Origin of the sequence: Radiobacillus sp. PE A8.2 (genome assembly GCF_045635475.1) — a bacterium.
In the GTDB taxonomy this organism is placed as follows: Bacteria; Bacillota; Bacilli; order Bacillales; family Amphibacillaceae; genus JBJGXI01.
Map to the genome: position 1 here is coordinate 19,863 of NZ_JBJGXI010000001.1, position 24,329 is coordinate 44,191.

A 24,329-nucleotide genomic window follows, 5' to 3' on the forward strand; every position below is an offset into this window, starting at 1 on the left:
GTGATTTGATATGGCTAAACAAAATAAAGCGTACAAATTCAGAATGTATCCAACTGATGAACAGGCTTTGATTATACGCAAAACTTTCGGTTGTGTTCGTTTTGTCTACAACAAAATGTTAGCAGAACGAAAAGAAACGTATGAATGTCCAAAAGATGATAAAGAAGTTTTGAAAAAGGTAAAACATCCTACTCCTGCTAAATATAAAAAAGAATTTGAATGGCTAAAGGAAGTAGACTCTTTAGCGTTAGCGAACGCACAATTAAATTTGGATAAAGCGTATAAATCCTTTTTCAAAGGCAATGCTAAATTTCCGAAATTCAAAAGTAAGCGACACAAACAAAGCTACACAACAAATGTTGTAAACGGGAATATTCAGTTGTTGGAGGGTCGTATCAAATTACCTAAGCTAAAAATGGTCAAAGTCAAACAACATAGAGAGATACCATCAGAACACAAAATCAAAGCTTGTACTGTATCCATGAGTTCATCAGGAAAATACTATATCTCTATTCTGACAGAGTACGAGATGGAGATTGAAAGCAAGGAAATCGAAAAAGTAGTTGGATTAGATTTTGCGATGGATGGATTGTTTGTCGATAGTGAGGGTGAGAAAGCCAATTACCCTAAATTTTATCGACAAATGCTTGAAAAATTAGCAAAAGAACAACGTAAATTGTCTCGCAAGAAGAAAGGTTCTTCCAATTGGAAGAAACAACGGATTCGAGTGGCGAAAATTCAAGAAAAAGTCGCCAATCAACGTAAGAATTTCCTTCACCACAAATCAAAAGAATTAGTAATGAACCATGATGCGGTTGTGATTGAAGATTTAGATATGAAAGGTATGTCGCAAGCACTAAAGTTTGGAAAAAGTGTTGCTGATAATGGTTGGGGAATGTTCACTTCTTTTTTACAATACAAACTAAAAGAACAAGGGAAACAACTTGTCAAAATAGATAAATGGTTCCCATCCACAAAAACTTGCTCGAAATGTGGTTCGATAAAAGAAATCAAACTATCAGAGCGTACCTATCAGTGTGCTTGTGGGCTGGATCTCGATAGAGATTACAATTCAGCACTCAATATCAAAAAAGAAGGCATTCGCTTATTAGCAAGTGCCTAATAAAAATATAAAACTTTTGGAACAAGAGGGTTAGCTTGGTCAATTTCGTCAGCTACTAAAAGTGGCGATTACCCAAGAAGCCCCCACTTCAAGCAACCCGTAAGGGTGGTAAGTGGTGGGAGTAGTTCACAAGTGAATAGCGGAAGAGACATATGATGAAGAAGTTTTTTGGAACAGATGGCATACGAGGTGTAGCCAATAGTGAACTTACGGCAGAATTAGCTTATAAAATTGGTCGTTTTGGTGGTTTTGTATTATCAAAAGGTGTAGAAAATCCAACTGTTTTGGTTGGCAGAGATACACGTGTATCTGGGCAAATGTTAGAAAGTGCGCTCATTGCTGGCCTTTCTTCCATCGGTGCAGAAGTGGTCCGATTAGGAGTCATCTCAACGCCAGGTGTTGCCTTTTTAACAAAACAACTGAATGCACAAGCAGGTGTTATGATTTCTGCTTCCCACAATCCAGTTGAAGATAATGGCATCAAGTTCTTCGGTTCTGATGGGTTTAAATTGTTGGATGCTGTCGAGCAGGAAATTGAAGAATTGCTGGAAGGTGATATCGATATTTTACCACGCCCAGTAGGCCGGTCTTTACGATTGATTCATGATAATGAAGCAGCAAGCGAAACGTATTTAGCATTTTTAAGATCTACTATTGAAGAAGATTTTTCGGGATTGCATATCGCGCTTGACTGTGCACATGGAGCTACGTCTCCGCTAGCACCACAGCTGTTTACAGATTTGGGGGCGACTGTATCCTTGATGGGCAATGAACCAGACGGATACAACATAAATGATAAAGTAGGATCAACTCATCCAGAAGAGCTAGCAGCATTTGTCGTTGCTCAAGGTGCCGATCTTGGATTAGCGTTTGACGGAGATGGTGACCGCTTGATCGCTGTTGACCAGCAGGGTGAGATCGTTGATGGAGACAAAATCATGTACATTTGTGCTAAATACATGAAACAACAAGGTTCTTTGAACAATGATACCGTTGTTTCTACGATAATGAGTAATCTAGGTTTCTATAAATCTCTTGAAGCAGAAGGGATTCAGAGTGCAAAAACAGCAGTTGGTGACCGCTATGTGATGGAAGAGATGCGTAACAATGGCTATAATCTTGGCGGCGAACAATCCGGGCATCTGATTTTCCTTGACCATATTACGACTTCCAGTGGATCAGCGGGTCAGGTTTACTGTTCCGGTCTAGGAGAGTAAAACATTAGGGGGACGACAAACCTGACCCCGCGTTCCCCTCCGTTCCAAAAAAATAAACCTAAAGTAGTATAGACAATGTTCATGAAGTAGATATATATTAACATTGGAAGATTTATAGTTTTCTAAAAATTGAATAGAGTAGGGATGACTGTGAGAGGGAAAGGGAAAATATTTTCTCTAATTGTGATTGCACTTGTTACTTTTGTATCAGGCTGTTCTACAGTTGTATTTAGAGGTAGTTTATCTGATGGTGAAAGTTTTTATTTGCAATCGGTTTCAGGGGCGACTACATTAATGGAAATAAGTGAAAATGTAGTCGAAGTGGATGAGCAAGATACAGTAGGAGGATTTATTGAGTCTCCAATTGGAGACTCAACCGTTTATTGGGTACCAGATTACACGATGTCGACTAACGGAAATACGAATTATCAATTAATAACAGATGAGGGAAAACCTACAAAAATAGCTAAACATGCTTCATTCAATGGTTTGTTGATTGATCCAATGGACCCGAATCGTATTCTCGTATCCATCAATGTGTTAGATGAAAATAATGAAAATGTTGACGGTTATACGCATGTTTACGTAAAAGAATCAGATCCAACGCAGAGTATTTCATTTTTTGATTTTGATCATGTAGATGTTCCTAATATTCAAATTACTAGTGGAGATTTACAAGAGAATGATCAACTTGCTACTGAGCCGTTAGGCGAAGGATGGAAAATGGCTGACTCAACGTCTACAATTTTTGGCTACTATAACGTTGGATCTGACTTTTTCGACAAATTAGACGGAATTAGTAATAGCTTTAAAGAAACGATTAATCCATTACTTGAAAGCCTTGGGGAAAATACTGCAAACCCTCAAGAAGGAGTCTCTCAAATTCTAGTAAACATAAATGATACTGTTTGGGCTAATGACAGCTTCTCATTAAACCTAAGCTCTGGTAATAGCAATGCTTTAGGAACCGTTCAGGTCCCACTGCCAAAATTGACAACTACTTTAACTGGTAAAGCAGGGAAAGTAAGTATAAGCTGGCCAGAAGTGTTTGGCACTGTAGAGGGATATAAGATTTATCAAGATGGTGAGGAAATCGACACGGTGGATTCAGGGGTAACGAGTTATGATGTGGAAGGATTAACGATTGGACAATCGTATGAATTCTCTATCCGTGGAATCATTCCAATGGAGGAGGTGTTGGTCCGTGCTTTAGCTGCACCTGATAATACTGTTGAAACGGTGTTTGCTTTATCAGCTAATCAGCTTGTAGAGGATGATGAAAACCCAGTTATCACTTTAAATGGAGAAAATCCTTTAACACTAGCATTCGGAACACTCTACGAGGAGCCAGGTTACAGCGCTTCTGACAACTCCTCCACAGATTTAACGGATGAAGTAGTCGTAACAGGAACAGTCGATAACAATGTACCGGGAACTTATACGTTAACTTACACTGTTTCCGATGCTGCAGGTAACCAAACAGCAGTGACAAGAACTGTGCAAGTTGTAGACGCGGCGGCACCAGTTATTACTTTACATGGAGATAACCCGCTTACGATTAAAGTAGGAAGTAAGTATGAAGAACCAGGCTATACAGCTGTGGATGATGTGGATGGAGATGTTGCTGATCTCGTAGTAGAAACAGGAACAGTCGATAACAATGTACCGGGAACTTATACGTTAACTTACACTGTTTCCGATGCTGCAGGTAACCAAACAGCAGTGACAAGAACTGTGCAAGTTGTAGACGCGGCGGCACCAGTTATAACTTTACATGGAGATAACCCGCTTACGATCAAAGTAGGAAGTAAGTATGAAGAACCAGGCTATACAGCTGTGGATGATGTGGATGGAGATGTTGCTGACAAAGTTGTTGTAACCAGTGATGTTGACACGAATACACCTGGTGAATACACCGTGACGTATACGGTTTATGATCAAGCGAGTAACAAAGCTGAATTAACCCGTATAGTCATCGTTGAAGCTATAGCTGATGGAGTTGTTTTACCTAACACAGCAGCAAACCAATATAACCTGTTATTCGCAGGTGCTCTGTTTGGTTTAATCGGATTTATGACGTTGTTGGTTAGGAGAAGAAAGAGTATAAATTAATTAGTATGGCCAGACCAAATCCAATGGTGGATTAGGTCTGGTTTTTATATTGCATGTAGGTGGGGGGTGCAGACTACTATCACGTCCCGGTATTTGCCATTTTTCCGGTGTGCTTGGAATATACTTATCTAGCTTTATAAAGAGGAAGATGATTATGCCATTTGTTTATATGAAGGAAATCTTTCCAATGAAGTTAATCAGAATAAGTTTTTTATATCCCTAGTGACCGGCCTTATTCAGTACTTCAGGATGATAAGCATAGGAGTAAAAAAGAAGAAATGGAACGGATGTTACCATTCTTTAAAGATATTTAATTAAGGAGAGGAAAGCTTAAGAAACTCATCTTGGTATAGTGCTGAATACTATTCGAAGATGAGTTATTTTTTCTATTAATTATCAAAAAATTAATCAATCAACTATACGCAAAGGCATGAATGATTTATGTGGTCTAGAGCATACCATGCAAAGTATTTGGTATGTTGATCCCAATTCATGCGACTTTAGTACCGATGTTTATTTTAATGTTAAACCTTGGTTTATTAAAGGATTTGCTTCTGATTTTACACCTAATAGGTTGGGAAATGTATATTATTTAGATAAACTTATTGCAAAAAATAGTATTAAGCATTAGCGTAGGTGCCAGTCAGGTCCTGAAGCATGGCATATCATGGGTAATGTAAGGGGCATAGGGTTTGCTGTCCATGTTCTAGATTGAGGATTGGCATTTCTTTAGTGGTTTTTCTGAATGGAGAGGTTCTAACCATCATATGAGTAATTGTTCATATGATGGTTTAGAACCTTATTTGCGAGAGAAGGTTAAAATAAGAGACCTGACCTCATGGACCATAAGTGGATCTATTAATTTAGAGATAATATAAATTGGAAAGAGAATCTGGTCATTGTCTTTTCCGATTGAAACAGTTCGGATGGGAGCACTAGGTGGGAGGAGTGGGATATCAGAGATATTATTTAATTCACAATAAATTAATTCTGTATGATGAAAGAAGCATTAGTTCATGACAGTCACAATCATCTTCTTTTGGTGGCCACTGCAATTCTGTTTTTCACATTAGTATTTCTAATTATTCGAGGTGAAACAAAACATGGACTAATATTTTTATACCTGAATTAATTATTGGATTAATAATGGCGATTTGTTTCAAATTTTATCAAACGAATTATTCGAATAGTGCGATCTTTAAAAAAGTAACAGAACGAAATGGTTATACGTTAACGGAACAAGCAACAATAGAATTTAATTTTTTATTCAGCCTGAGAGGATCAATGAAATGGAGCAGGAAGAGGAAATCATAAATAAAGTAGTTGCAGAAGAAAGTAACACAACTATTTTGCTTAAAAAAGTGACAAAAAGAGAAAATGATATATATTTCCACTTTGACACATTTCCCAAGTTGGAACGTGAAAAAAGGGAGTTTCCTAGCTCATGTTGCTTATCATGAGGGTGGAACGATACGAACGCTCCCACTAACTGGAGACTTTACAATGACAAACAAAAAAATTAATATCGTTCAAGGTGGCGGTAGCGCTCCGTCCAGCTTTGGTTTTGCTATTCCCGATCAAGATTGCAACAAAATCCATCTCCAGATCGAGACTATTTGGAACAGCGGGTCAGGTTTACTGTTCCGGTCTATGAAAATAAAACATGAGTTGGAACGATAAACCTGACCCCATGTTCCAAGGTGCCGATGCCATTTTGAACCAGTGCTCTTCTGTAGGAGAAGCCGTTGATATAGCAAGAAACATGATAAGCATTCCTTATGTAAAAGTAGATGAAGCCATGGCTGAGGAAGCTGTGAAAATTGGTGGAAAGGTTTCAGTTATTGCAACAGTAGAATCAACTATGGCACCCAGTGTGAGGTTAATAGAAAGAACAGCTGAGAAATTAAATAAAAAAATTGAAATAAATCAATGCTTAGTAGAAGGTGCATTAAATGTTTTGATGAAGGAAGGAGATAAAGAAAAGCACAATCAGATGGTTCTAAGTGAAATAGAGAAGGTTGAACACGAAAGTGACGTTATAGTACTCGCACAGGGAAGTATGATTGTTTTATTACCATATCTAAATCATATAAAAAAGCCAGTTCTTACTAGTCCAAGATCAGGAGTGATGGGATTACAGCAAGTTTTACATGATAGGTAATTTTTGAAATCAAATACGTGAAAAATATTTAAGGCGTACCGATATGGTGCGTCTTTATCTTTTGGTGTGCCCGGCATGGGTGCAGGCTTTTGGGTGAAAGTCCCGAACAGTGAAGGCAGTAGTAGCTGTAGCTTATGGCAAGGTTATGGAGGGCGACCTTCATGGCTGAAGGAAGCCGGCGGTAAACTTCTGCTCCAGGATCATGTACCTCATGGCTAGTTGGTACTGAAAGAGTCTGCCCTCATTTAGTGTAGAAGTTTCAAGAAAAGATAGTCATTTCCGGAATTGTATCTAATTAGAATTATCAGACTCCGTTCCAATCGGATAGTAATTAGATTTTCTATTATCCCCACGATTTAATTGGTACTCCAAAACTATGATGTAATAGTCCAATCATAAAGATCTGCAAGCAGTACTGAAGTTAACTTTTCAGCTCTTGTATGTGAACTTACATAAACCTTACTACCTTCATTTGTGATAATTAACAAACCAAGTAGAACAAATATTGTGAATATTCATAAAGACATAGATTGATAAATGGTTTATAATGAGAAACAAGTTAAATATAATTACATTAGATGTTACTAAACCTAACACACGGAAAAAGTTAGTAACTTTTGAAAGGAGTAATTTTGATGCAAGTAGATGCGTCCCCGTACAATTGGCCATTTAACGGTGAGCTAGATCCAAAGAAAACCGCATTAGTAATTATTGATATGCAGGTTGATTTTTGTGGGAAAGGTGGCTATGTCGAACAGATGGGTTATGACATCTCGTTAACCGCAAAAGCAATCAAGCCTATAAAAAAACTTCTGGAGAAAGCTAGACTAATAGAAGATTTTACAATTATTCATACGCGAGAAGGACATCGCCCTGATCTATCTGATTTACCAGAAAATAAACGGTGGAGAAGCAAGCAAATTGGTGCTGAAATTGGCTCAGAAGGTCCGGCTGGAAGAATCTTAGTTCGTGGAGAGCCTGGTTGGGATATCATCGATGAGTTAAAGCCTGAGGAAGGTGAAATAATTATTGATAAACCGGGGAAGGGTAGCTTTTACGCGACGGACCTTGATTTGATTTTAAAGAATAAAGGTATTACGAATCTTATTCTGACAGGTATTACTACGGATGTTTGTGTTCATACGACGATGCGTGAGGCGAACGACCGCGGCTATGAATGTTTAATCCTTGAAGATTGTACGGGTGCTACAGATGATAATAATCATTTAGCGGCACTACACATGGTCAAAATGCAAGGTGGCGTTTTTGGAAGTATTTCTAATTCGGAGTCAGTATTAAAGGCTTTGAATCCATCTATAAATCTAGTAACCGAGTCAATTTGATCATTTTCATATACAGTCTTTTGCAAGAAATTATAGTTTGGAGATAGTTTGTCCAACTGCTAGTTGTTTCTAAGGCACACAACCAGAATTTGAATGAAATAAAGATAAAAAGGGGATATTTTATGTTAATCAAAAAGCTTTCCGTATTTTTAATGGTAACTGTGATCATGTTCTTGGCTGCTTGTAACGGTACTGCTAATTCACAAACAACAGATGGTACGGGTGAGGAAGAAGAATTAGAGAAAGTGGTGTTAAGACTGAAGTGGATTCACCAAGCGCAATTTGCTGGTTTCTATGCTGCAAAGGAAAAAGGGTTTTATGAGGAAGCGGGACTTGATGTTGAGATTAGACCAGGGGGAGCGGATTTCCCATCTGTACAAATGGTTGCGTCTGGAGATGAACACTTTGGTGTAACGGGAGCAGACCAGATCTTACTAGCTCGGGAAAAAGGAGTTCCGGTAAAAGCTTTATCTGTCATTTACCGTGATTCACCGTTTGCGCTATTTAGTTTGAAAGATTCTGGAGTGGAAAGTATTGAAGACCTGGTTGGGGAAACAGTTGGTGTTAAGTTAGGTGGTAATGAAGAGCTTACATACCGTGCGATGGTTGAAAATGCAGGGGTGGACGGTTCTGAAATTACTGAAATGCCAGTTAAATACGATCTTAGCCCATTGTTAAGTGGTCAAGTGAAGGCATGGCCTGGTTATGTGATCAACGAAGTTATTTCAGCGCAGGAGCAAGGTTATGAAGTAAATGTGATTAGCCCGAGTGACTATGACATTAACTTTTATGCAGATACGATATTTGCTAAAGATGAATTAATAGAAAATGATCCTGAATTAGTAGAAAGCTTTGTGCAAGCATCTATGAAGGGTTGGCAATATGCACTAGATAATCCAGAAGAAGCGGCGGAATTCGGACTTGATTATGGAGAAGATTTAAGTCTAGATCACGAGATTGCGATGATGAATGCAAGTGTTCCATTACTTCGTCCAGAAAGTACGCCACTAGGGAATATGGATGAAAGTGAGTGGGCAAGTCTGCAAGATAACTTACTACAACTAGAATTTCTAACAGAAAAACAAGATTTAAGTGATGTATTTACGAACGATTTTATCGCTGAATAATAGACATCAATGATGTTTCGATAGGTAAAGACTAGTCTTGACTAGGGTGTAACACATCAGTGGGGGCAATCCCCCGTTGGTGCATTTTTGATTATTATCATAGGAGTTGTTCACATGATACAGCAAGCTCAAAGCACGATTGAGATTGGTTCTTTTCATGATCCGGATAGCCAGCAAGTAGATCATGAGGTTGCGGTTTCTCTGAAAAACTGCTCACTTTCCTTTGACGACGTTAAAGTGTTAGATGATGTTTCATTGGACATTTATAAAGGTGAATTTTTATCGATTCTAGGACCAAGCGGTTGTGGCAAATCTACAACATTGAGGCTGATGCTCGGTTTACTAAAGCCTGACGGTGACGGCGTCGTGTCCTATGATGCAACGAAAGAATCAATCGGTATGATTTTTCAGAAGCCAGTGTTAATGCCATGGTTAACTGCTTTGCAAAATATTGAGGTGCCTCTTAACCTTGGTCCAGAAAAGAAATTTAATAAAAAGCAACGACGTGAAAAAGCGAATCATGCATTAGAGTTAGTAGGGTTATATGATTTTAAAGATCATTTCCCCCACCAATTGAGTGGTGGAATGCAACAAAGGATTGCGATTGCTCGTGCCTTAGCAGCTGAACCTACCATTCTATTAATGGATGAACCGTTTGGAGCGTTGGATGAATTTACAAGAGAAAAGCTTAATATGGAATTACTTCGGCTATGGAAAAGCCCGGATAATAATTTAAAAACAGTGGTGATGGTGACACATTCGATACAAGAATCGGTTTTATTGTCTGACAGAATCGCGATGATGACACCACGACCTGCTGCAGTAGATGAGATTGTAACCGTGCCATTATCACATCCAAGAAACATTGATATGGAAGAACAACCGGGCTTTTATAAGACAGTGAAAACGTTAAGAAAGAAGGTGAAACAACAATGAACAAAATGGTACTCAAAGATAGTATGTATCCGATTATTTTTGCTGTTGGAATATTTATCCTCTGGGAATTGGTTGTTCGAATCTTTTCTGTTCCAGTTTATTTATTGCCGGCACCAACATCAGTGATTGCTACCATCGATAGTTCGTTATTAGGTCATATGATGGTGACACTTTATGAGTCCATTGTTGGTTTTATCATTGCAAATATTTTGGGATTCGCTACGGCGGTAATTTTTGTCCATTCGAAGCCGATCGAAAAAGGGATGTATCCTTTGGCAATTGCATTAAAAACAACACCGCTTGTGGCGTTAGCGCCTCTGCTAGTTGTTTGGTTAGGGACGGGATATTCTTCAAAGATTGTTGCATCTGTATTGATTTGCTTCTTTCCGATTTTAGTTAATAGTGTAAAAGGCCTTAAGGCAATTGAACATGAAGCTTGGGAACTTTTCACAACATATAAAGGCACAAAGTGGGAGATCTTTTGGAAACTACGTCTTCCGACAAGCTTGCCATATGTTATGTCGGCATTGAAAATTTCAAGCTCACTTGCGATTGTAGGTGCAATTGTTGGCGAATTCGTCGGTGCAAATAAAGGTCTAGGATATGTAGTGCTCGTTTCTTCCTATCATATGGATACACCAGTAATGTTCTCCGCTATTTTTGCTTCTGCGTTATGTGGACTGATGTTATTTTGGACAGTTAGCTGGATGGAAAGAAGATTAATCTTTTGGCAAAGGGTGGATGAAGTATGAAGTGTTCCGTTGTTCGGGTTCCACATGCAGCACCAGATGATGTACGTGAACTAAAGGCCCAAATAGAAGCGGGAGTAATAGATCCGACGAAGGTAATAGCGGTAATGGGAAAAACGGAAGGCAATGGCTGTGTGAATGATTTTACACGAGGATTTGCGACACGGTCACTGGATAGTTTTTTTGCCAATTACAGTCCTGCTTCACCTATATCGTATGTTATGTCTGGTGGGACAGAAGGAATTCTTAGTCCACACTTTACAGTTGTAAGTAGAGATGATGACGAAACGAGTGGTACAGCCAACCTTGAAAAAGCACTTGCGATTGGTGTAGCGAAAACACCGGCTTTTCTACCAGAACAGATTGGGAGAATGGAACAGGTACATGCTGTTGCTAAAGCGGTTGAAGCAGCAATGCAGGAAGCGAAAATTGAAAGTAAATCAGACGTTCATTTCGTACAAGTCAAATGTCCGCTGTTAACATCTGATTTGATTTATCGTGCAAGAAGTGAAGGTCATGCGTTAGTTACAGAGGATACGTATAAGTCGATGGGCTACTCGCGCGGTGCTTCAGCGTTAGGGGTAGCAGTTGCGCTTGAAGAAACATCACGTGAAAACTTAGATGAGTCAGACATCTGCCATTCCTGGGAGAAATTTAGCGGAGTGGCATCTACTTCAGCAGGAAGTGAACTAGATTATTGTGAAGTAATTGTTTTTGGTAATTCAAAAAGCGCAGTAGGACCCTTATTTATTGATCATGTTGTTATGCAAGATGCGATTGATGGGGTGGTTGTGAAAAGCATGATCGACAAGTATCCAAATGCAAGTATTATACAAGTATTAGCAAAAGCGGAGGCGGATCCGACAGGTTTTGTTCGCGAACGGAGACATACGATGCTAAATGATTCTGATATTAACCATACAAGACATGCCCGTGCAGTTGTTGGCGGAGTGTTAGCTTCGATCAGTGGAGACCCAATGATCTATGTGTCAGGAGGGGCAGAGCATCAAGGTCCTTCTGGTGGTGGTCCTGTAGCAGTGATTTTTCAACAAAATAAATAGAATGCTGATTTTTGGCTGTATGGATTCACGTATAGTCTGGTTAGAATCGTTACAGAAAATAAATGTACCCAACTAGGAGGAATAACGATGATTACTACGAAAGAAACAAAAGTGCTACAAGGCGATAAAATGAAATGGGCGCCAATGCCGGATCATATTAATTTATACCACCGTGAAATTGTATCTGCGCAAGAAGCGGATGATATGGGAATTAGTGCAAGTTCATTTTTATGGGAACTGATTGATGTAGGAGGGCAGGTTAGACCTCATTATCATGATGTTGCAGAAATCATACATATTACCAAAGGCAAGGTGAAGGTCCTTTGTAACGGCGAATGGAAATCGTATCAGGCAGGTGACACGATTCAAGTTCCAGCGGGGGCGATCCATTCTGTTGCAAATGATGATGTTGAAGCAACGGAACAACTTAGTGTATTCATTCCTGTTCAAAAAGAACAGCCGAAAAATGCTTTCTTTCATACGGTAATCGTTGAAGCGGACAACTATCCTAAAAAATGAAAAGTGTGATAAGCGATGATGAATAACAATTTAGGTTTTACATGTAGTGATGTTTTGCTCATTCCTCATTTTAATGAGGCGGTTGTACTAGCTGGTTCCAAAGGCATGCACCGGACTATTTCCCGTGTTAACGTCATGGAAGTGCCGGATGTGGTTGATTGGGTACGGCCTGGTGAATTTCTAATCACGAGCGGATTTCCATTTCAAGATCACCCAGAAATAATTACTGACTTGATTCCACAGTTAGTCGATAAAGGTGTAGCTGCTTTTGGCATAAAAACGAAGCGATATATCGATAAAATTCCTGATCGGGCGTTGGAATTAGCAGATAAGCTAGATTTTCCTATTTTCGAACTGCCGCCATCAACTTCTTTTTCTGATGTGGTTAGGGAGATTATGGAACGCGTGCTCGTTCAAGAAGCTAGAAATCTATCGGTTTTACAAAGTCGGGTACAGAAAATGTCGCAAAAGCTACTGCAAAGTGAAGGGTTAGATGAATTTCTGCGGTCATTAGAGGAAATGGTAGAAAATCCAGTCATGATTGTAGACGATGTTAACCAAGTTATTTTGTCACCAGAGGCTAAGCAACTGATCAATGTGGTAGGTGATCATTCTTTCTTATATAAATTGAGAGAGGATAGTAAAACAGGTGTTTCCTTTATCAATATTCATGATCGAAGGATACGCGTCTACATTGCAAATATTAATACCAAACAACATCATCACTGTCTGTTGCTTTTGTTTGAATATAATAAAGAATATGCGGTCGTTGATCAGTTGACCATTGATCGGATCAGCATTTTAGTAGGGCTCGAAATGATGAATATCAATGCTCGGAAAGAAGTCGAATCGAAATACATCGACCAATTTTTGCAGGACTGGTTAACAGGAAAAATAGGTAATGATACTGATTTAAAAATGCGTGCAGATGCCTGCGGTTATCCATTAGATGATAATTCATCTTTCGTTGTTAGTGTTGCCCGGTGGCTCGGGAAAAAGCCAGATTCTGATTCTTTGCAACAACTAATCAAGCAGAACAGATCGCAGTTTTTGTTACATGGCATTCACGTTACTCTGCTAGAAGGTGAACTTACTTTTTTACTTTCAAAATCAACAGAAACGGATCCAGAGATGCTGCTGGACAGTATTCATCGTCAACTAGAGGGACAATTCCAATTATGTATAGGAAAAAATGTGATGTATGTGAATCAAGTTTATGATAGTTACTTACAAGCGAAAAAAATTCATCATATTAGTACGATTTGTAATTTAGAGGCTGCTAACATGCGCTTTAATCAATTGGGTGTTTTTCAATTACTTTTCTTATTACCAGAGTGTGAAGAATTAATTGAGTTTAGAGCAAGGTTTATTACGCCGATTATCCAGTACGATCAAAAGCATAATACGATGCTATTCGAAACATTAAAGGTGTACTTTAAAAATAATAAAAGCACGAAAAAAGCGTCAAAGGAATTGTTTACACACTACAATACGATTGGTTACCGGATCGAACGTGTATGCGAAATTTTGCAATTGAAATTAGAAGATGGTGACGATATGTTATTACTTCAGTTGGCTGTTAAAGTGTATGAAATGAGCCCACAAAACAGTCGAACATTTGAACACAAATTAACGCCAACTGTCAGCCATTAATTTTTAGAAGGGAGACAATGATGGTGAGTGAAAATTACCCAGCACTATTATCAATACAAGAATTAAAAAATAATTATATAGAAAAAAAGTGTACACCTGAAGAGGTAATAGCAGCGATTATTAAACGAGCTAACGATGATGAAACGATGAATATTTGGATTGAAGCTCCTTCTATCGAAAAGATTCAGCCGTATTTAGAACAATTAGAATCGATAGATCCAGAACACGCACCACTCTGGGGTATTCCATTTGCGATTAAAGATAATATTGATTTAGCAGGTGTACCCACTACTGCTGGATGTGCAACATTTGGATATGAGCCGGACGAACACGCGACTGTTGTCGGAAGGCTTATCGCAGCTGGTGCCATACCGGTTGGTAAAACGAATCTAGACCAATTTGCAACAGGGTTAGTAGGCACAAGAAGTCCGTATGGAGAAACACATAACGCACTGCGTCCTGAGCTTATAAGTGGCGGATCAAGCGCGGGCTCGGCAGTAGCGGTAGCAAGAGGACAAGTGGCATTTGCTTTAGGGACAGATACAGCAGGTTCCGGTAGGGTGCCAGCAGCACTAAATAACCTTGTTGGGTTAAAAACTAGTGTTGGCGCGTGGCCTACAAAAGGGGTAGTTCCAGCTTGTGCAAGTATAGACTGTGTCACAGTGTTTGCTAATAGTTTAGAAGATGTCGTGGCGGTTGATGATGTAGCTCGAGGAATTGATAAAAATGATCCTTGGTCTAAGTTGGTTGCTAAGCCAGGATCCGCTTTACCAAAGAAAATATGTTTACCTAAAGGTAAAGTTGCCTTTTATGGTCCATTTGCCGATCAATATGAAGCTGCCTGGAATCGAACATTGGATATGATTACAGCGCTTGATATCCCAGTTGAGTATATTGACTATCAACTATTTAATGATGCGGCGGAAATTTTGTATGGAGGACCTTGGGTAGCGGAACGCTGGTCTGATTTAGGAGAGTTTATTGATGCGCATCCAGGAGAAATATTTCCCGTAACAGAGCAAGTGTTACGGTCAGGTTCAGCAGAGCAATATGATGCTGCTTCCGTTTTTACCGCAATGCATAAATTACAAGCGTATAAAATGGAAGCTCGGAAATTACTTGAAGATGCAGTTTTGGTATTGCCAACAGCAGGTGGAACGTGGACACGTGAGCAAGTTAGGCAAGATCCTATTGCAACGAATAGTGACATGGGAAGTTATACCAACCATTGTAATTTACTAGATTTGTGTGCCATAGCCATTCCAGCAGGGGATGCAGAACCACACACACCATTTGGAATCACGATGTTTGCTTTGGCGGAAAATGAAGATTTGGTCTTAGGTGCTGCTGATTTATTTTTACATGATGGGTCTGAAGCGCGTGCTGAACTAGATGAAGAAAGTACTACACTTGTTGCGGTATGTGGCCTTCATATGCGAGGCTTTCCACTAGAGAAGGAGATGCTTGCTTCAGGTGCAACCTTTGCGCGAGAAGCCACCACGGCAAGTAAGTACCAATTTGTTAAACTGCCAACCACCCCACCAAAACCGGGTCTTATAAAGAAGGAAACTGGTGGCGGTGCTATCGAGGTAGAGCTCTGGAAAATGCCTAAAAGCGCTTTTGCAAATTTTGTACTATCTATCCCGGCCCCACTAGGTATTGGTAAGGTTGAACTTAGTGATGGGTGTGAGGTACCTGGATTTATATGTGAAGGGTATCAGTTGGAGGGTGCAGAGGATATTACGGCGGTTGGTGGTTGGAGAGCGGTCGGTTGTGGGGTGCCTGTCACTTCCCGAAGTTTGTCATAATGTGTCGACTGGAGAGTGTAGGATTTAGAAGGAACACTTTTGGGTGTTCTTTTTTTATATGTCAATGATTGTTCATTCATTAACTGTTTTGGTGGGTAAGTGGTTAATATGTCTAAAGTGTCAATTTGATTTTGTTTGTTTAGTGGTTTTTGGATTTTTCTCTATGGGGAATTGTAATTTGATAGGTGGTAGCAGGTCTAAATTGTTATTCTGGGATTTTTACACTTCTGGAGAAATGGTTTATCTTATGGATAAACTGAATTGTACAAGAGGTGTAATTGATTCAGGTGATAGCTAGTATAGGGCTAAAGGGAATCGAAGGGGACCGAGTCCAAGTGGAAGTGCAGCTGCTTCCTGGGGTGGAGGGTGTTGGATTTATTATCTTAAATGAAGAGCAGCGAAAGATCGTACAGCAATGGGAAAGCGAGTACAATTGTAGTACAAGGGTACAGATGAAGATTCTCCGGCTTGCAAGAACGATCGCTGATTTAAGTGGCAGCGCACATATAACGAGCGAATCAATCTGGGAAGCAGCTAGCATGCGTCGCAGCGGATCACGTATACCAAAGAAAGGAAAGGTGCAATAAATTGGCAAGAAAGAAACGAATTTGGATACCGAACGCCTTCTATCATGTTGTTTGTCGCGGAAACCGCCGCGATGCTCTTTTTAAAGATGAAGGTGATTTTAAGATTTTTCTCCATATGCTCCACAAAGTAAAGGAAAAGACCTCATTTGAACTAGCCTCCTACTGCCTAATGACCAATCATTTTCATCTGCAATTACGCTCCAAAGAGCAATCCATTTCAAAGGTAATGTCCCTCCTCAACAAACGGTATGCCGACTATTATAATACGAAAAACCGAATTACTGGCCACGTCTTTGAGAAGCGTTATTATGACAAGATCATCGACTCGAAGCAAGGCATGCTTGAAGTAAGTCGCTACATACACCTGAATCCTTTCGAAGCATGAATGACCAACAAGGCTGAGGATTATCGGTGGAGTAGCTATCGGTATTATCTGTATGCGTCTGGTTCACCGGTAGTAAATACGAGTTTTATAATGGATTACTATTCGGGGAGTATGTGGGAGAGGCGGCGGAAGTATAGGGAGTTTGTAGAGCGTGATGATATGAGGTTTGGACCTCGTACTTAAGTGAATTAGTTTGATAAGACTGTGGAAGTGACAGGGACCTAATAAAGTGAAATGTACTCAGAATACAACTTGAGTAGTGATACTAAATATGATACTATTCATGAAAGAGAGGTATATAAATTTGACCAGCATTTATAAAATAATTAGTAAAATGAAGCAACAACCAAGAGGAATTAGCTATAGTGATGCGGCAAAAGTTCTTGTTTATTATGGTTATGTGCTTGTTCGCAAAAGAGGATCTCATCGATATTTTCGCAATGATGCTGGTGAATTAATCATGATAAAAGAGAAGAATCCACTCAAGATTTCTTATGTAAATGAAATTTTAGAAAGGATTGGGGAATAATCTCATCATATAATTTAAAATATCCTTACAATCAAGGGGCGTATGTCTAATGAGTAATATAATTACGAAAGACCTTTCTTATTACTTATCTTTAAACTATACAGTAATGGTCAATAAAGTTAACGAAGAGCGTGGCGCGTACTACTTTGGCAAGATTGCTGAATTAGAAGGTTGTCATACGGATGCCGAAACAGTAGAAGAATTAATGGAAGAACTTGAAGAGGTTAAAGAAGAATATTTAAAAATTAAATTGGAACACGGTGATCTAATTCCAGAACCAAATGATATGCCAAGTGGGAGAATTGTATTAAGAATGCCTAAAACATTACATTGGAGATTAGCAGCAGAGGCTGCACAAGAAGGCGTTTCTTTAAATCAGTATATGATTTATAAATTGTCGCAAGGGTTGGAGTAAGATGGGTGCCACTTCCCGAAGTTTCCAATGGAACAGCGGGTTTACTGTTCTGGTCTATGAGAATAAAACATAAGGTCCTGTTGGGACGATAAACCTGACCCCACGGCCAACTAGGCGGTGTATTCAATCAGAGGATAGGTCATTTTGGTGGGATGACAATAGTATTTAAAAATAGAGTATCAAATTGCATAACAATCTAATACTCTATTTCTCTATGGTTTATACTCTTCACCACTTCGAATAAAATGAGCAACAAACTGAAAAGCATCATCTAACGTCCATACATCCCAATTATCTTGTCTTCTATTCCAATCGCCAGGAAAGTAATGATGGTGATGTGGTTCTGAATCGAACTGTAATTCAGGTGGTGTGTCTTCGGGGTTGTGGGGATCATTCCCCCATGCAGAAATGTGTTGTTTATGTTTTCCTTTTTTCGGTATAATAACTCTCCAATGGTACATATATTTAATAACTCTGCCATCTTTATATTTTTCGACGGCAAGCAACCCTGTTTTTCCATAAACCGGGTGCTCGATTAAAGGAAATAAAACCGATAATACATTTGATGTTAATTTCATTCTTGGGTACACCTTATCCTTACCGGGTACGTAAGCGTATTTTTCAAATATATCTTCATATTTTTCTAATATAGCAGGAATGTCAGCAGGATGGAGGAGCAAGTCAACATCGGTATAAGTTCTACTCTCCATTTTTCCAATCTCCGTAAACTTTATTCTTTAAATCTCGAAGTTCTTCTTCTAAACTCTCCCATTCGTAATAGTCCAACAGGCTATCCTCTTCATTGTGATTGTGATCTAATGTTGGGAAGGCTTCTTTAACTGTATCAACTTTATATTTCATTTGAAATTCTAACAGTTCTTCCACAATTTCCTTCAACCGTTCTTCCGGTTTTTGATTCCATAACTTTCTTTGTTGATACATCATTTGTATTTTAATTGCATATACCGTATCATGCCATAATGGTATCATGTGTTTTGGGATGCGATGGTGGGATTTATGGTCAATATATTCGAATCCGTCTTTTACATATTTATTTAAGGTTACAGTTGAAACCCCAAGCTGTTCAGCGGCTTCTGACGGTGTTAATAGATAAGATTTATGATAGTTGAAGGAAATCTCTCGTCCACCAATTTGATAATACCATTGTTCAAAGTCTACTTTTAACTTACCAAATTTATAATCGTCGGTGGCAGGGTGGTCCATGCTAATTAATCGTTCCAGCCATTTCAGTAGGGTTGTCCGATTTTTTTCGGATGTGATAAACATTTCATTAAAATGAAGATGTTGTGTATTAATATGCACACTTTTAATCCGGTCACTAAATACTCCCATCATCATCATAACTAACTGACTAAGGATATAGCTAGTTTCTTTTTCAATCTTTGGCTTGTTCTGCTCCTTGTATGCCCGATCAATATCTTTACCTGTCTCTTCATATACAGCTAAACTCATAATACCCACACCTCCTCACCTCCATTATAGCTTGGTCCTTTGTGAAAGGTCAACTTTACTAACTTAATGAATATATTATTTCATTAACTAATATACCCATACAATCCTATGTTCTATACTATACACAAATCATTTTGACACATATAATCACCAACTACTCCTAGAATATATGCAAGGGGAACTACAGATATAACATTGCCGCGTGGAGCGTAGCTATATTAGTGCCAGTGCTTAGCCACTTCTTTATAACAAATGAACATGTCAGAAGAGCAGCGGGTGGAACAGAGGGTCAGGTTTACTGTTGCGGTCTATGAGAATAAAATTTAAGTTCCATGCTGGAACGACAAACCTGACCCCGCGTTCCAATTTAACTTCATATAACCTTAAACCTTGTGTTGATGACGCAAGGTTTTTTTATGTTGTAAAAGGTTGGACTGTATGCTTTTATCACTGGAGTTTCTCAAGACACAAAAAATTCAGGTCACAATAGTACAAGAAACGGGTCACTATTATGGGTGCTGAGGTTTCTAAAAAGATGATAAATTCATAGTAGTTACAAAAAAACGGATGGATTGGAGGAGTAAAATGATGAAGTTATATTGGGGGGACTTGCATAATCACTGTGGAATTAGCTATGGTTTTGGAAGTCTAGACAATGCATTAATAGCTGCAAAAAAGCAATTAGATTTTGTTTGTATTATCGGGCACGCTGCATGGCACGACATACCTGATAGAACAGAAAAACTGGAATTTTTAGTTGATTTTCATGAAAAAGGTTTTAATAAACTGCAGGAAAATTGGAATGGAGTACGTGAAAAAGTGAAGGAAAGCAACATTCCACATGAATTCGTTACATTTCAAGGGTATGAAGCACATTCAAGTGAGTATGGTGATCATCACATCATTTCTAAAGATGATGATTTACCACTAATTCAGGAAAAATCACCCTACGATATTATGAAAGCGTTACAAAATTATGATGTGTTTGCAATTCCACATCATGTAGGGTACACACCAGGTTATCGTGGAGGTAATTGGGACACTTTTGATGAACAAATAAGCCCGGTCATTGAAGTGTTTTCAAAGCATGGGAGTGGCATGTCAGAAGATGCTCTTTACCCCTATTACCACGATATGGGTCCAAGAGATTCGAAGAGTACAGTGTTCGAGGCATTACGAAGAGGGCATAAATTTGGATTTGTTGGTTCGACAGATCACCATGCAGGATACCCGGGGTCTTATGGTGATGGTCGTCTAGCCGTATTAGCAAATCAGAAAACCCGAGATGATATTTGGGAAGCACTTAGAGAACGCAGAACTTATGCAGTGACTGGAGACAAAATTGAATGCGATTTCAGAGTTAATGATAGTTTAATGGGGAGTGAAATCAGAGCTTCAGGGAATCGCAATATTAAATTTTCAGTTAAAGGTGAAGATTTCTTAGAAAAAATAATTCTCTATAAAAACTTAAAACCAATGGTTGTCGTGAATGGAGAAGATTTAGATGTGGCGAAAAGTAAAACAAGCAAATACAAACTCCGAATCGAAATGGGGTGGGGCAATGCTAAAGAAGGATTTGTTTGGAAAAGCAAAGCTGAAATCTCCAACGGAAAAATCTTAAAAGCAGAACCGTGTTTTAGAGGTAGAAGTGTATTAGCTCCTACGCCTGAAATGAAAGAAGATCCTGATATGAATGCATTACAAAATGAGATGTACAACGTTACCGATCAAGTTGTTGAATGGGATGCAACTACGTTTAAGAATCCTACAACGCTTCACCCTCATACAAGTGCAATGATCTTAGAGGTGGAAGGTGACGAAGAAACGGTAGTTAAGACAACTATAAATGGTGTGAAAGTTGAGACGAAGATAAAAGATATCAGAGATAAAAATATTACGCGCCACTTAGAAGAATATAACTCAGAAGCATTTGTGATTCATAAAGCAGTACCTGAAGAAGCTTATACATTTGTAGGTGAGTGGAATGATGAACAGAAGGAAAATGATATAGATATTTACCATATGGAAGTAAGGCAGAAAAATCAACAAATGGCTTGGATTTCTCCAGTCTTTGTAAAAGCTGAATAGTTAATCGGAAGAAGGTGTTACTTTGGGAAAAAAATTAAGATTTGGAATTGTTGGATGTGGTGGAATTGCGCAAGCTAAGCACTTTCCGAGCTTATCAAAGTTAGATGAAGTAGAGTTATACGGGTTCTCGGACCATGATGGTGAACGAGCACTTGAAGCTAAACAGCAATTTGGAAGCAAGGAAGCGAAAGTATTTCCTACTTTTAAAGAAATGATTGCTGACAGTTCGATTGATGTCGTTCATGTATGTACAAGTAACGATTCACATGCGGATTTAACAGTTCTAGGTTTAGAGGCAGGGAAGCATGTAATGTGTGAAAAGCCAATGGCTATTACCTCTTCCGAAGCAAGAAGAATGAATGAGGCAGCTGAGAGATCCAATAAGAAATTGACCATCGGCTACAATAATCGTTTTCGAAAAGATTCCATGTATTTAAAAAAGTTATGTGAACAAGATGCTCTAGGTGATATTTACTTTGCAAAAGCACACGCTTTACGACGTTTGGGTGTACCAACTTGGGGAACCTTTTTAGACAAAGATATTCAAGGTGGTGGACCACTTATTGATATTGGTACCCATGCACTTGATTTAACGTTATGGCTAATGAACAACTATAAACCAAAGGTGGTTCTTGGTCAGACATTTCATAAATTAAGTAAGTTAAAAGGGAGAGCAAACCCATATGGGGAGTGGGACCCAGAAGATTTTTCTGTAGAAGACTCCGCATTTGGAATGATCAAAATGGAAAACGGGGCAACCATTACGTTGGAGTCAAGTTGGGCATTGCACGTAAGACATGATGGAGCGGCAAAGACGACACTGTGTGGAACTAAAGCCGGAGCGGATATGTGGGATGGTCTTCATATAAACGGAGAAGAAAACGGCGAACTATATACAAGGCATATTGAACTCGAAAAGAAAGAAGTTAATTTTTTTGAAACAAAGCCTAGTACGCCAGGGGAAGTGGAAGCACGTATGTGGGTTGAAGCGATCTTAGAAGATAAAGAGCCAGTTGTCACAGCGCATCAAGCTCTTGTTGTTACTGAAATATTAGAAGCTTTATATGAATCTTCTCGAACTGGAAAAGCTATTTACTTTAACGAATAAAAGAGAGAGGTGTGAGGATGAATGCTCTTATATATGGAATACATCCCAATACCAATACTTACATTGATGCACTAAAACAGTTAGGTGATGTGATGGAGATCTTTTTGGTAACAGACAATAAAGATGAGCAAGTTGAGCTAGAGGGTATTCACTATATTTCTAGTCTTCCAGAACAGAAAGTAATCGACAGCCTTGATCTAGTAATTGTTAGTGATCAGATTGCTAGTGCCAGAGATGAAGTATCCAGCCTTGCTTTACAGGGGATACCGGTAATTATAGATAATCATATCGTGAATCAACTGGGGTCTTATCTTGAACTAATTGATAGAAATACTCCTATTTTAATTGCAAATAGTACCCTTTTTGATCCGCAAGTATTGGATGTTCATAGAAACATAGAAAAAGGTATGATCGGTGAATTGGCAGTAGCTAATATAAAGCGATATACATTAAGTGAATATGACCATCATGCAGCGTTACATGCTGAATTAATTGCGCTTTATCCTTACTCATCAAAGGTGAAAAAAGTTTTTGCAATGGAACGCAAAATTGAAGATCAAAGGTATAGCACGATAACGCTGCGCTTAGATACAGGAGCAATTATTAACATTGAAATTTTCACCGGGGCTACAGCGTTTATGAGGAACGGTGAATATGCAGGACCAAAAGGGATTGTAAGCTATTCATCTGAATCACAAATGTTGAATTTAAAAACAACTGGAAGTAATAGTAACTTTACGACAACAAAACTAAGTGCAAAGAAACAAATGATTCAGCATTTTATTAACAACAGAAGTAATCGAGAAGATTTAGCGAACTATAATCAAATTCATCTTGCGTCTCTTCAAATCATCGAGGCAGTGAAGCGCTCTGTAGAAACAGCATCACCTGTCTACTTAGGGGGTGATCACCATGAATAAAGTTAAAATTGGAATGTTGAGCTTTGCGCATATGCATGCTTTTAGTTACTTTGATTCATTAATCATTCGTGGTGACGTAAGTATTGTAGGTGTTAGTGACGATAGTAAGGAGAGGGTACAACAGATTGTTGAACAGCACAATATTCCCTATTTCAATAAATATCAGGACCTTCTTAAGACGGATGCAGACATCATCATTATCAATTCTGAGAATGTTTTCCATGCCGAGCACACGATTGCTGCAGCAAATGCAAAAAAAGATGTGATGTGTGAAAAGCCTCTCGGTACTAGCGTGGTTGATATGAAAAATATGATCAAAGCATGTAAACAAAATGGCGTTCAACTGATGACTGCTTTTCCTAATCGTTATGTTCCATCCATCATTGAAGCAAGAAGACTGATTAATGAGGGCGAAATTGGAGAGCTAATTGCTGTCAAAGCAACGAATAATGGTGCAATGCCAGGCGGGTGGTTTGTCAATAACGACCTTTCAGGTGGAGGTGCTATGTTAGACCATAGCGTACATGTAGCAGATATTTTAAATTGGATTCTTTCCTCTGACATAGATGAAGTTTATGCAGAGAATGGAACGTTGTTTTATAGAAATCTACCATCCGATGACTCAGGCATGATTACGATGCGCTTTAAAAATGGTGTAGTGGCAACGTTAGATACGAGTTGGTCAAGAACCGAACCATATCCATACAAAAGGGATTTAACAATGCATTTTGTTGGAACAAAAGGAACGTTATATATTGATTACTTTAAGCAAATATCAGAAGTGTACAGCAAAGATCTAAACCATGCTGAATGGAGTTATTGGGGAGATAACAAGGATGAATTGTTAATTGAGGATTTAATAGAACGTTTAAAATCTGGAAAGCAAGTTGCGGTTACGGGAGAAGATGGATTGGCTTCAGGTAAAATCGCATTAGCCGCGTATGAATCCGCAAGAAGCGGTAAGCTAATAAAAGTCAAAGAATAACTTATGGGACAAACTTTAAAGGAGGTGCAG

General features: G+C 38.8%; 21 protein-coding genes and 2 pseudogenes. 21 read left to right on the forward strand and 2 right to left on the reverse strand.

Translation table 11 applies throughout. The features are described from left to right. The first annotated feature begins 10 nt into the window (after window positions 1-10). The 17 genes and pseudogenes from ACI6MV_RS00085 (at window position 11) to ACI6MV_RS00165 (ending at window position 17,725) form a co-directional block, all read left to right on the forward strand. Complete coding sequence (locus ACI6MV_RS00085; RefSeq protein ID WP_407267729.1) at window positions 11-1,123, forward strand: RNA-guided endonuclease TnpB family protein; 1,113 nt, start codon at window positions 11-13, stop codon at window positions 1,121-1,123. A gap of 155 nt (window positions 1,124-1,278) precedes the next feature. Beyond that, window positions 1,279-2,301, forward strand: a pseudogene (glmM, locus tag ACI6MV_RS00090) (phosphoglucosamine mutase); the annotation flags it as partial. Between the two features lie 183 nt (window positions 2,302-2,484). Then, window positions 2,485-4,452, forward strand: coding sequence for an immunoglobulin-like domain-containing protein (locus tag ACI6MV_RS00095; protein WP_407267730.1), 1,968 nt, complete (start codon window positions 2,485-2,487; stop codon window positions 4,450-4,452). Between the two features lie 1,503 nt (window positions 4,453-5,955). Further along, on the forward strand, window positions 5,956-6,132 hold the full coding sequence (locus ACI6MV_RS00100) for a hypothetical protein (RefSeq protein ID WP_407267731.1): 177 nt from the start codon (window positions 5,956-5,958) through the stop codon (window positions 6,130-6,132). Beyond that, entirely contained in the window at window positions 6,116-6,613 is a 498-nt protein-coding gene (locus ACI6MV_RS00105) for an aspartate/glutamate racemase family protein (protein WP_407267732.1), read from the forward strand. Before ACI6MV_RS00100 ends, ACI6MV_RS00105 begins: the two co-directional genes overlap by 17 nt. A gap of 635 nt (window positions 6,614-7,248) precedes the next feature. Beyond that, window positions 7,249-7,956 carry a biuret amidohydrolase gene (gene biuH, locus ACI6MV_RS00110; protein ID WP_407267733.1) on the forward strand — a complete coding sequence of 236 codons (708 nt, stop codon included), beginning with the start codon at window positions 7,249-7,251 and terminating at the stop codon, window positions 7,954-7,956. 122 nt (window positions 7,957-8,078) lie between these two features. Next, entirely contained in the window at window positions 8,079-9,083 is a 1,005-nt protein-coding gene (locus ACI6MV_RS00115) for an ABC transporter substrate-binding protein (RefSeq protein WP_407267734.1), read from the forward strand. A 114-nt stretch (window positions 9,084-9,197) separates the two neighbouring features. Next, window positions 9,198-10,019, forward strand: coding sequence for an ABC transporter ATP-binding protein (locus ACI6MV_RS00120; RefSeq protein ID WP_407267735.1), 822 nt, complete (start codon window positions 9,198-9,200; stop codon window positions 10,017-10,019). After that, complete coding sequence (locus ACI6MV_RS00125) at window positions 10,016-10,771, forward strand: ABC transporter permease (RefSeq protein ID WP_407267736.1); 756 nt, start codon at window positions 10,016-10,018, stop codon at window positions 10,769-10,771. Before ACI6MV_RS00120 ends, ACI6MV_RS00125 begins: the two co-directional genes overlap by 4 nt. Continuing rightward, window positions 10,768-11,829, forward strand: coding sequence for a cyanuric acid amidohydrolase (gene atzD / locus ACI6MV_RS00130; RefSeq protein WP_407267737.1), 1,062 nt, complete (start codon window positions 10,768-10,770; stop codon window positions 11,827-11,829). Before ACI6MV_RS00125 ends, atzD begins: the two co-directional genes overlap by 4 nt. 87 nt (window positions 11,830-11,916) lie before the next feature. Beyond that, the gene (locus tag ACI6MV_RS00135) at window positions 11,917-12,348 is read left to right on the forward strand and encodes a cupin domain-containing protein (protein WP_407267738.1); all 432 of its coding nucleotides are present in this window, start codon (window positions 11,917-11,919) and stop codon (window positions 12,346-12,348) included. Window positions 12,349-12,363: 15 nt separating this feature from the next. Then, a complete protein-coding gene (locus ACI6MV_RS00140) occupies window positions 12,364-14,001 on the forward strand; it encodes a PucR family transcriptional regulator (RefSeq protein ID WP_407267739.1) in 1,638 nt (545 codons plus the stop codon). A gap of 20 nt (window positions 14,002-14,021) precedes the next feature. Then, on the forward strand, window positions 14,022-15,809 hold the full coding sequence (gene atzF / locus ACI6MV_RS00145; protein ID WP_407267740.1) for an allophanate hydrolase: 1,788 nt from the start codon (window positions 14,022-14,024) through the stop codon (window positions 15,807-15,809). Window positions 15,810-16,096: 287 nt separating this feature from the next. Next, window positions 16,097-16,396, forward strand: a complete 300-nt coding sequence (locus ACI6MV_RS00150) for a magnesium chelatase subunit ChlI family protein (protein WP_407267968.1) — start codon at window positions 16,097-16,099, stop codon at window positions 16,394-16,396. A 1-nt stretch (window position 16,397) separates the two neighbouring features. Then, window positions 16,398-16,778: pseudogene (locus ACI6MV_RS00155) on the forward strand (transposase); the annotation flags it as partial. Between the two features lie 307 nt (window positions 16,779-17,085). Further along, window positions 17,086-17,310: a type II toxin-antitoxin system HicA family toxin gene (locus ACI6MV_RS00160; protein WP_407267741.1), complete on the forward strand. Its 225-nt coding sequence runs from the start codon at window positions 17,086-17,088 to the stop codon at window positions 17,308-17,310. Window positions 17,311-17,359: 49 nt separating this feature from the next. Next, the gene (locus ACI6MV_RS00165) at window positions 17,360-17,725 is read left to right on the forward strand and encodes a toxin-antitoxin system HicB family antitoxin (RefSeq protein ID WP_407267742.1); all 366 of its coding nucleotides are present in this window, start codon (window positions 17,360-17,362) and stop codon (window positions 17,723-17,725) included. Between the two features lie 212 nt (window positions 17,726-17,937). Here the strand turns inward: ACI6MV_RS00165 and ACI6MV_RS00170 are convergent, their stop codons facing one another. Beyond that, window positions 17,938-18,435 (reverse strand): toxin-antitoxin system TumE family protein, encoded by a 498-nt coding sequence (locus ACI6MV_RS00170; RefSeq protein WP_407267744.1) that lies wholly within the window; start codon window positions 18,433-18,435, stop codon window positions 17,938-17,940. Next, window positions 18,425-19,198: a MerR family transcriptional regulator gene (locus ACI6MV_RS00175; RefSeq protein ID WP_407267745.1), complete on the reverse strand. Its 774-nt coding sequence runs from the start codon at window positions 19,196-19,198 to the stop codon at window positions 18,425-18,427. The genes ACI6MV_RS00170 and ACI6MV_RS00175 overlap by 11 nt, the downstream gene beginning before the upstream one ends. A gap of 588 nt (window positions 19,199-19,786) precedes the next feature. Between ACI6MV_RS00175 and ACI6MV_RS00180 the strand changes: the two genes are divergently transcribed. Genes ACI6MV_RS00180 through ACI6MV_RS00195 form a run of 4 tightly spaced genes read left to right on the forward strand, consistent with a single transcriptional unit; the run spans window position 19,787 to window position 24,299 of the window. Further along, window positions 19,787-21,286 carry a CehA/McbA family metallohydrolase domain-containing protein gene (locus ACI6MV_RS00180; RefSeq protein WP_407267746.1) on the forward strand — a complete coding sequence of 500 codons (1,500 nt, stop codon included), beginning with the start codon at window positions 19,787-19,789 and terminating at the stop codon, window positions 21,284-21,286. A 22-nt stretch (window positions 21,287-21,308) separates the two neighbouring features. Next, window positions 21,309-22,394: a Gfo/Idh/MocA family protein gene (locus tag ACI6MV_RS00185; protein WP_407267747.1), complete on the forward strand. Its 1,086-nt coding sequence runs from the start codon at window positions 21,309-21,311 to the stop codon at window positions 22,392-22,394. A gap of 17 nt (window positions 22,395-22,411) precedes the next feature. Further along, complete coding sequence (locus ACI6MV_RS00190) at window positions 22,412-23,314, forward strand: hypothetical protein (protein ID WP_407267748.1); 903 nt, start codon at window positions 22,412-22,414, stop codon at window positions 23,312-23,314. Further along, window positions 23,307-24,299 (forward strand): Gfo/Idh/MocA family protein, encoded by a 993-nt coding sequence (locus ACI6MV_RS00195; protein ID WP_407267749.1) that lies wholly within the window; start codon window positions 23,307-23,309, stop codon window positions 24,297-24,299. Before ACI6MV_RS00190 ends, ACI6MV_RS00195 begins: the two co-directional genes overlap by 8 nt. Window positions 24,300-24,329: the final 30 nt, after the last annotated feature.